This window comes from Actinoplanes sp. NPDC048791, from assembly GCF_040650095.1.
Classification (GTDB): Bacteria; Actinomycetota; Actinomycetes; order Mycobacteriales; family Micromonosporaceae; genus Actinoplanes.
Genome location: NZ_JBEZGQ010000266.1, coordinates 1 through 9,336, shown reverse-complemented (window position 1 = coordinate 9,336; position 9,336 = coordinate 1). Strand labels below are relative to the sequence as shown.

At 70.4% G+C, this 9,336-nt stretch carries 7 protein-coding genes and 2 pseudogenes; 2 read left to right on the top strand and 7 right to left on the bottom strand.

Annotation, left to right across the window (positions count from 1 at the left end; genetic code table 11):
* Both AB0C29_RS20350 and AB0C29_RS20345 read left to right on the top strand, forming a co-directional pair.
* Positions 1 to 429: pseudogene (locus AB0C29_RS20350) on the top strand (hypothetical protein); the annotation flags it as partial.
* 30 nt (positions 430 to 459) lie between these two features.
* Complete coding sequence (locus tag AB0C29_RS20345) at positions 460 to 885, top strand: pyridoxamine 5'-phosphate oxidase family protein (RefSeq protein WP_360822248.1); 426 nt, start codon at positions 460 to 462, stop codon at positions 883 to 885.
* Here the strand turns inward: AB0C29_RS20345 and AB0C29_RS20340 are convergent.
* The 7 genes and pseudogenes from AB0C29_RS20340 to AB0C29_RS20310 all read right to left on the bottom strand — a co-directional run.
* Complete coding sequence (locus AB0C29_RS20340) at positions 879 to 1,283, bottom strand: DUF393 domain-containing protein (RefSeq protein ID WP_360822250.1); 405 nt, start codon at positions 1,281 to 1,283, stop codon at positions 879 to 881. The two genes, AB0C29_RS20345 and AB0C29_RS20340, sit on opposite strands and share 7 nt — an antisense overlap.
* A gap of 9 nt (positions 1,284 to 1,292) precedes the next feature.
* On the bottom strand, positions 1,293 to 2,312 hold the full coding sequence (locus AB0C29_RS20335; RefSeq protein ID WP_360822246.1) for an ABC transporter permease: 1,020 nt from the start codon (positions 2,310 to 2,312) through the stop codon (positions 1,293 to 1,295).
* Positions 2,309 to 3,277 (bottom strand): ABC transporter permease, encoded by a 969-nt coding sequence (locus AB0C29_RS20330; protein WP_360551158.1) that lies wholly within the window; start codon positions 3,275 to 3,277, stop codon positions 2,309 to 2,311. The genes AB0C29_RS20335 and AB0C29_RS20330 overlap by 4 nt, the downstream gene beginning before the upstream one ends.
* Complete coding sequence (locus AB0C29_RS20325; RefSeq protein WP_360822244.1) at positions 3,267 to 4,802, bottom strand: sugar ABC transporter ATP-binding protein; 1,536 nt, start codon at positions 4,800 to 4,802, stop codon at positions 3,267 to 3,269. Before AB0C29_RS20325 ends, AB0C29_RS20330 begins: the two co-directional genes overlap by 11 nt.
* Before the next feature lie 19 nt (positions 4,803 to 4,821).
* Positions 4,822 to 7,575: an AbfB domain-containing protein gene (locus AB0C29_RS20320; RefSeq protein ID WP_360822242.1), complete on the bottom strand. Its 2,754-nt coding sequence runs from the start codon at positions 7,573 to 7,575 to the stop codon at positions 4,822 to 4,824.
* Between the two features lie 27 nt (positions 7,576 to 7,602).
* Positions 7,603 to 8,700 (bottom strand): ABC transporter substrate-binding protein, encoded by a 1,098-nt coding sequence (locus tag AB0C29_RS20315; RefSeq protein WP_360822240.1) that lies wholly within the window; start codon positions 8,698 to 8,700, stop codon positions 7,603 to 7,605.
* Positions 8,701 to 8,951: 251 nt separating this feature from the next.
* Positions 8,952 to 9,336: pseudogene (locus AB0C29_RS20310) on the bottom strand (SARP family transcriptional regulator); the annotation flags it as partial.

The window sequence follows — 9,336 nt, the reverse complement described above, 5'->3', positions numbered from 1 at the left end:
GCCGTGGCCGCGGCCGTGCTGGTCGTCGCGGCCGGCGTCGGCGTGATCGCCACCCGGGACCAGGACCCGCCGGCCGGGCCGCCGATCGCCGCGCCGAGCCAGAGCCAGAGCCGGGGCCCGGGCCAGCCCGCGGTCACCGCTGTCTTCGAGGCGGAGGACGGCAGTGGCCTCGCCGGTCAGGCGGTGCTCACCGGCAAGACCTGGGGGGTGTCGATCGACCTGACCGTCTCCAGGCTGCGCGGCCAGGGCCCGTTCGTGTGCCGGGTGAGCCGGGCCGACGGCACGGTCGAGCAGGCCGCGATCTGGGGTCCGACCCCCAGCGGCAACGCCAAGGTCACCGGGGCCAGCTCGATCCAGCTGCGCAACGTGAGCGCGGTCGCGGTGGCCGACCACGATGGACATGTGCTCGGCACCGCCCACCTGAACTGAGCTACCCGCCGGATGAGGTTGAATCGGGTCATGAGCACTTCATCGAGCCTGACCGCCGAAGACCTCGAGTTCCTCGCCCGCCCGCTGCACGGCTTCCTGACCGTGGCCACCGGAAACGTGCCACCGGAGCCCCGGCCGGTGTGGTTCGAGGCCACCGCGGACGGGACGGTCCAGTTCTTCACCGAGCCGGAGTCGCTGAAGGTGCGCCGCCAGCGCCGCGACCCCCGCGCCTCGATCGTCGTCGCCGCCCCGGTCGGGGAGCGCGAGCGCTGGGTGTCCGTCGCCGGCCGCACCACGGTGGAGACCGACGGCGCCCACGACCTGGCCGCCCGCCTCGCTGCCCGCTACTGGGACCTGGACGACCCGACCCGGGCCGCCGACCTGGCCGCGCTGCTGTCCGGCGACCAGCTGCGCGTCGTCATCCACCCGGAGTCGGTCCGCCGCTACGCCTACTGAGCTGCGGTGCCGTAGAGCTTGTCGCGCTGGGCCCGGGGGAGTGAGCAGGCCGCGGTGCCGCCGGGCAGCAGGTGGCGGTGGCCCGCGATCCAGCGGTACGCCGGCCACGCCAGCAGGCCGACCGGCTTCAGCTGCAGCGCGCGCCCCGGGACCTCCCACAGGCGGCCCGCGTCGCGCAGCAGCAGGGCGATCGCGTCCGGGCCCGAGGCGATCGTGCCGTCGGGGCCGACCCACTGCACCGCCTCCTCGACCTGCTCGAGCGTCAGGCCCAGCCGGTCGAGGTCGGCGAACTGCCACGGCACCACGGTGGCGTGCGACGGGATGCGGCGTTCGATGAACTGCGCGCAGCTGGTGCAGAACGAGCAGTCGCCGTCGTACACGAAGGTGGGCTTCATGATCCCATTGTCTCAGGTCACCCGGCGCAACCTGGCCAGGTAGGTCTGGGCGACCACCACCACCGCGAGGAACGCGCCGCTGATGAGCTGCTGGTAGCTGCTCGGCACGTTGCCGACCTGGTTGATCATGTTCTGGATCACGCCGAGCAGCAGCACGCCCGCGATGGTGCCGGTGATGGTGCCCGCGCCGCCGGTCAGCAGGGTGCCGCCGATGACCACGGCGGCGATCGCGTCCAGCTCCAGGCCGATGCCCAGCACGGTCACGCCGGAGCCCAGCTTGGCCGCGTTGATCGCCCCGGCCAGGCCGGCGAGCAGGCCGGACATGACGTAGACCCAGACCTTGGTGCGGCGTACCGCGATGCCCATCAGCGCCGCCGCGTCCTCGCTGCCGCCGACCGCGTGGACCGCGTGGCCGAACCGGGTCCGGGCCAGCAGGATCATGCCGAGCGCGAAGACCACCACGACCAGCCAGACCGGGTAGCCGATGCCGAGGAACGAGCCGGTGCCGAAGCTGCGGACGGCGTCGCTCTTGACCAGGTACGTCGTGGAGCCCTCGGCACTGATCGCCCGCATCAGCCCGCGCGCGCCGAGCAGGGCCGCGAGCGTGACGATGAACGGCGCCATCCTGGTGTAGGCGATCAGGATCCCGTTCAGCACGCCGATCAGCCCGCAGACGACCAGCGGGGCCAGGAACGCCGGCAGCAGCCCCCACTGCGACGCGTACGCCGAGACGACCCCGCCCAGCACGTACAGCGAGCCGACCGACAGGTCGATGCCCCCGGTGATGATCACGAACGTCATGCCGAGCGCGATCAGCGCGAGCGGGGCGGCCGCCACCAGCACGGTGGCGGCGTTGTCGAAGCTGCGGAAGTTCGGGAACGAGGCCGCGGCGATCAGCACGACCACGACGAGCACCGCCAGAGCGCCCTGGCGCTGGACCAGGCTGACGATGCGGTCGGTGCGTTCGGCCCGGCGGACGTCGGCGGCGACGGCGGCCGCGGGGGCCTCGGGGTCCGACACGATGGGAGTCACCGGGCCTTCCTCTCTCGGGCGGCGTACACGGCGATGAGGATGATGGCCGCCTGCACCATCTCGGTGCTGGACGACGGCAGGTTGTGCTTGATCATCGTGGCCACCACCAGCTGCATGAGCAGCGCGCCGGCCACGGTGCCCAGGACCCGGACCCGGCCGCCGGTCAGCGGGGTGCCGCCGACGACCACGGCGGTGATCGCGGAGAGCTCGATGAGCAGGCCGACCGCGGAGGCGTCACTGGACTGGATACGGGCGACCGCGAGCAGACCGGCGATCGAGGCGAGCACCGAGCAGATCACGTACACGGTGATCAGCACCCGCTTGACCGGCACGCCGGCCAGCTCGGTGGCCGGCCGGTTGCCGCCGATGGCCAGCAGCCGCCGGCCGAAGACCGTGCGCCGCACGATGAACGCGACGACCAGCACCAGCAGCGCGGCGATCCAGACCAGCATCGGCAGGCCGAGGAAGTCGCCCGAGCCGAGGAAGATCAGGTCGTCGTTGCGGATGTCCTTGAGCTGGCCGCCGGAGATGACCAGGGCCAGCCCCCGGCCGCCGACGAACAGGGCGAGGGTGGCCACGATCGGTTGCAGCCCGACCCGGGCGACCAGCGTGCCGTTGACCAGCCCCACCAGGACACCGGCGATCAGCGAGATGAGGATCGCCGCGACCACGCCGTAACCCAGGTAGAGCGGGATGAGCGCGGCGGCCAGCGCCATCACCGAGCCGACCGACAGGTCGATGCCCTCGGTGCCGATGACCAGCGCCATGCCGAGCGCCACGATGACCACCGGGGCGACCTGGATCAGCTGGATGCGCAGGTTGCTCCAGGCCAGGAAGTTCGGCGTGAACGCCACGTTGTAGAGCACCAGCAGCACGATCGCCGCGTAGACGCCGTACGCCGGCAGCCAGGCCCGGATCCGGGCGAGGTCGATTCCGGGCCGGGTGGCCACTGACTCACTCGTCATCGGAGGCCTCCACTACCGCCGCGGCGGCGATCGTCTCCAGCAGCGCCTCGGTGGTGACGTCCGCGTCGCGCAGCTCGCCGACGACCGCGCCGTCCCGCAGCACCACCACCCGGTCGGCGCCCTCGATCAGCTCCTCCGCGTCGGAGGAGACCAGCACCACGCCGAGGCCCTCGCCGGCCAGCTCGTCGATGAGCGACTGGACCTCGGCCTTGGCGCCGACGTCGATGCCGCGGGTCGGCTCGTCCAGCAGCAATATCCGCGGCCGGGTGGCCAGGAGCCGGGCGAGCAGCACCTTCTGCTGGTTGCCGCCGGACAGGTCGCCGACCCGCTGATCCGGGCTGGACGCCTTGATCTGCAACCGGTCCATGTAGGTGCGGACGACCTCGTCGATCTTGCGGTCCGAGACCAGGCCGAACGCGCTCAGCCGGGGCAGCACCGCGAGAGCGATGTTCTCCCGGACGGACAGCCCGGCCACGATGCCCTCGGCCTTGCGGTCCTCGGGCTGCGTCGCGATGCCGGCCCGTACCGCCCGTACGGTGGTCGGCCGTTTCAGCTCTTTGCCGCCGACCGTGACGCGGCCGCTGTCCACCGGGTACGCCCCGCCGATCGCCTTGATCGTCTCGCTCCGCCCGGCGCCCAGCAGGCCGCCCAGCCCGACCACCTCGCCGGGCCGGACGGCGAAGCTGATGTCGTGCAGTTTGCGCCGGCTGGTCAGGCCGGCGACCTCCAGCACCGGGGCCGCGTCCGCCGCGGTGGCGTGCTCGCCGGCGAACCCGGTGAACCCCTCGCGGCGGACGGCGGACATGTCCCGGCCCAGCATGAGCGAGACCAGCCGGATGCGTTCCAGCTCGGCGAGCTGGCCGGTGTGCACGACCCGGCCGTCGCGCAGGATCGTGACGGTGTCGCAGATCCGGTAGAGCTCGTCGAGGCGGTGGCTGACGTAGACGATCCCGATGCCCTGGGCGTGCAGCTCCCGGATCACCCCGAACAGGGTCTCCACCTCGCGGGGTTCCAGCGACGAGGTGGGTTCGTCCATGATGACGACCTTGGCGTCGATCATCACGGCCCGGGCCAGGGCGACCATCTGCTGCGCGCCCAGGGCGAGGGTGCCGAGCTGGCGGCGGACGTCGGTGGTGACGCCGTACCGGCGCAGGATCTCGCCGGCCTCGCGGTGCATCCGTCCCTCGTCCAGCAGCCCGAGCCGGGTGCGCGGCTCGCGGCCGAGGAAGAGGTTGTGGGCCACGCTCATCAACGGGATGAGGTTGACCTCCTGGTAGATCGTGGAGATCCCGGCCCGCTGGGCGTCCATCGGTGTACCGAACCGGGCCGGCTCGTCGCGGTAGCGCAGCTCGCCCCCGTCCGGTTGGTAGACGCCGGTCAGCACCTTGATCAAGGTGGACTTACCGGCGCCGTTCTCCCCGACCAGGGCGTGCACCTCGCCCGGCCGGAGAGTGAAGGAGACCCCGTCCAGGGCGCGTACGCCCGGGAACTCCTTGGCGACATCGACGACTTCCAGCAGTGCCATGGATCCACTCACTTTCGCGCTACCCCAGCGGGGCGGCGTTGTTCCAGGTGGCGTCGGCGGCGTAGCTGCCCGGGTTGTCCCAGGCGTTGCCGCCGCCGTTGGTGGCGATGTAGACGGCCTCCCCGTAGTGCCGCCAGTGGTAGCCGACGTAGTTGTACGACTCCAGCGACACGTTCCCGCTGCCACCGCCCAGGCCCGGCTGGGCACAGAAGGTGGCGTCCTGCGCGAACGTGGTCGTGTTGTCGTTCGTCGCCGTCTGCACCCGGTAGTTGGCGTGCCGCAGGTAGCGGCCCGGGAAGTTGACCGACTCGAACGTGTAGCAGGTGCTGTCGGCCAGCCCGGCGCGCACGGTGAAGGTGGCGTCCTGCCGGTCGGCGAGCGCACTGCTCGCGCTGATCACGTCGGTACGCGCCAGCGAGTCCCGGTGCCGCAGGTAGCGGTTGTCGTAGCCGGCGGTGGTGACCCGGAACGACCGGTTCTGCCCGACGGCCAGGTCCGCGCCGCTGCGCCACAGCGGGTTGCTCACGGTCCAGGTCGCGTCGTTGGTGAAGGAGCCACCGGTGTTCTGGTCCATCCACACTTCGGCGTTGCGGTGCCGCAGGTAGTAACCGGCCAGGTTGGCCGACTCCAGCGACGTGCCACCGCCGGACAGGCCGGGCCGGGCGCAGAACGTGGCGTCGGCGTTGAACGTGCCGCCGTTGCTCGCCTCCCGGTAGACCCGGTAGCCGCGGTGCCGCAGGTACTGGCCCGGGAAGTTGCGGGACTCGAACGAGTAGCAGGCGCTGTTCGAGAGTCCGGGGCGGACCCAGAACGTCGCGTCCTGCTTGTCCCCGGTGGAGCTGCCCGCGCCGATCACCGAGGTGACGGCGGCGCCGCCGGAGTGCCGCAGGTAGCGGTCGGTGAAGCCCGGGGTGGTGACCCGCAGCGACGCGAGCCGGCCGGTCGGCAGGGTGGTGCCGGTCGCCGCGCCGAGCACCCGCTGATGAACCGCCCGGACCGCGGCGAAGTTCATCTTCTGGATCTGCCGGTCGTAGGTGAAGAAGCCGTTGAGCTCCTCCTCGACGTCGGTCGGTTCGGTGTAGACGGACCCCGACAGGCCGTTGGTGGAGATCAGGTCGGCCAGCTTGCCGGTGATCTGCACGTACCGGTTGGTCAGGGCGTTGGTGTCGGGCAGCCACTCGTACGCGAACTTGCCCGCGGTCGGCCACTCGTGGTTGGGCACGCGCAGGCCGAGGCCGCCGTACTCGCCGTTGACCGCGATCCGGGTGGCTGTCGGGGGCCGGGTGATGCCCGGGCCGACGTACATGTGGTCGTCGATCACGTCCCCGTTGCCCGGGTCCGGGTCGGAGTCGCAGCAGTTGGAGCCGGAGTTGTGGTTCACCAGCCGGGTCGCGTCCCAGCTCTTGACCAGGTCGGCGATGCGGCCGGCGTCGTACTCGCCCCAGCCCTCGTTGAACGGCACCCACTGGACGATCGACGTGATGCCCTTGTGCTCGTCGATCATCTCCTTGAGTTCCTTCTCGTACCGGGTGCGCCCGGCCGCCGAGGGCTCCCGGCCGCTGGCCAGCGCCGGCATGTCCTGCCAGACCATCAGGCCGAGCCGATCCGCGTGGTAGAACCAGCGGTCGTTCTCCACCTTGATGTGCTTGCGGACCATGTTGAACCCGAGCGACTTCTGTTGTTCGAGGTCGAAGCGCAGCGCGGCGTCGGTGGGGGCGGTGTAGAGCCCGTCCGGCCAGTAGCCCTGGTCCAGGGTGCCGAGCTGGAAGACGAACTTGCCGTTCAGCGTCGGGCGCAGGGTGCCGCCGAGCATGGCCTTGCCCAGTGAGCGCATGCCGAAGTAGCCGCCCACCACGTCACCGGACGCGAGGGTGACCCGCAGGTCGTACAGGAACGGGTCGTCCGGGGTCCACAAGTGAGCGTTGGGAACCGGGATCCGCAGGGACGCGCCGACCGTACCGGTGGCCGTGCCGACCACCGTGCCGCCGGTGAGCACCTGCGCGGTGACCGCCTGGCCGCTCGCGTTGGCCGCCTGCACCACCAGGTCGAGCGCGCCGGCGGAGACGTTCGGGGTGGTGTCGAGCCGGGTGATCCGGGCCGGGTTGGTCGGCTCGAGCCAGACGGTCTGCCAGATCCCCGACGACGGCGTGTACCAGATGCCGCCGCGGTTGGTGCGCTGCTTGCCGACCGGGATGTCCTGGCCGTCGGTCGGGTCGTAGACCCCGACGATGACCTCGTTGGCGCCGGACCGCAGCGCGCTCGTGACGTCGTAGGAGAACTTGTCGTAGCCGCCCTCGTGGGTGCCGAGCAGCGTGCCGTTCACCCAGACCTTGGACTGCCAGTCCACGGCACCGAAGTTGAGGTTCACGTTCCGGCCGGACCAGCCGGCCGGAACGGTGAACGTTCTGCGGTAGTACATGTAGTTTTCATGGCGCATGATCCCCGAGAGAGCGCTCTCGATGGGGTACGGAACAAGCACCTCTTCGCCCAGCGTCGTGTTCACCGGTGGGGTGTTGATGTTGGACGCCCCGGCGAACTGCCAGATGCCGTTCAGGCTCTGCCAGTCGGGCCGGGTCAGCTGCGGGCGGGGGTATTCCGGCAGCGGGTTCGTGGTCGAGACCTGGTTGGTCCACGGGGTCGTCAGCGGGGGTGTCTTGGGGACGAAGGCCGCGGCCGGAGCGGTGGTGGCGATCAGGGCGCCGGCGGAGGCGGTCAGGGTGGCGGTGGTCATGGCGATGAGGCGTCGCCAGGTCCGGGGGCGGGGGACGGTCATGTGAGCACTCCTGGGGGAGAGGGTGACTCAGTAGGCGCTGGCGAGGTCCGTCTTGGCGTTGCTCTCGTCGTACTCACGGTCGGAGATGATGATGTCCGCGGGGATCGGCTCACCGTTGAAGAACTTGGTGGCGGTCTCGAAGGCCAGCGGGCCGAAGCGCGGGTTGGACTCGATGACGGCGGAGAACCAGCCGTCGGCGATGCCCTGGACCGCGCCCTTGGTGCCGTCGATGGAGACGATCTTGACGTCGCCGGGCTTCTTGCCGGCGCCCTTGAGCGCGATCTCGGCGCCGAGGCCCATCTCGTCGTTCTCCGCGTAGATGCCGTTGATGTCCGACTTGGACTGCAGCAGCTGCTCGGCGACCTTCTGGCCCTCCTCGCGGGAGAACTGGCCGGTCTGCTCGAACACCAGCTTGATGTCGGGGGCGACCTTGGCGATCTGGTCCTTGAAACCCTTGGTGCGCAGCGTGGTCACGTTGTTGCCGGGCGCGCCGAGCAGGATCGCCACCTGGCCCTTGTTGCCCAGCGCGGCGGCCATCTTGTCGGCGGCGCGCTTGCCCTGCTCCTCGAAGTTCGACCCGATGAACGTCAGGTAGTCCTTGCAGGGCGTGGCGTTGATCTTGCGGTCGATGGTGATGATCGGGATCTTCTTGGCCGCGGCCTTGGCGAAGACCGAGTCCCAGCCGTCGGAGTTCAGCGGGGCGATGACCAGCAGCTGCACCCCCGAGTCGATCATCTGCTCGACGTCGCTGATCTGCTTGTTGAACTGCGAGTTGGCGTTGGTGGTCTGCAGGTTGGTCTTGGGGATGCCGAGCTTGGCCGCCTCGTCCCGGATGGACTGGGTCTCGGCGATCCGGAACGGGTTGGCCTCCTTCTCCGACTGCGAGAAGCCGATCTTGGCGGTCTTCAGGTCCACCTTGGTGCCGCCGAACTGCTCCAGCGTGCAGGTCGGCACGCCGGCCGCGGCGGACTGTGCGACCTGGGCGCCGGCGGAGTTGGCGGCACCACCGGCGGCGGGTGTGTCGCCGTCCTCGGACTTCGCGCACGCGCCCGCGCCGGCGAGCACGACCAGGGCGGTGCTGAGGGAAAGAAGCGCGGGTCTCCAGTGTCCGGACATACCGGTCATGGGAACTCCTTCAAGGGTGGCATCGAGGATTTACTATCTGGAAACACATTCACGCACTATCAAACTTTTCCTGTCAAGGTCATGGCCACAAACCCCCAGAACCGAACGCAGCACACCGTCGAGATTGGCCCGGAAATCCGCTAAAGTGCAGCTCAGACGCCTACTGCTACCTTGCGTAGCGCGCTATGGCGAATTTGTTACCGCTCACATTTGGACATTGGCGCTCGGCGATGGGCCGGTGCGCGGGATCCTCAGCGGACAGTGGCCGTGCGCGACGTGCCGCGGGCCGGTTCCACGCCGTATTCCAACAGCCGCGCCCGGGTGCGGCGCAGATCCCAGCGCGCGCCCAGCACGGTGTAGAACTCGGCCGCCTCGCCGCCGGTGGCAGCGGCCTCGTGCGGGCGGCGGTTCGCGGCCAGCAGCACCGCCGCGTCCTCCAGAGCGGCGGCAAGCTCCGGCACCCGCCCCACCGACCGGTAGTGCTCGGCCGCGGCCAGCGCCGGCTCCGGATCCTCGGCCAGCAACGCCCGGCAACGAGCGGACGCCGCGAACGCACGCGCCGGGCGTACCTCCTTGGCCGCCTCGGCGGCGCAGATCGCCGCGGCCTGCTCGGCGAGGTCCCGGCGTCCGACGCTC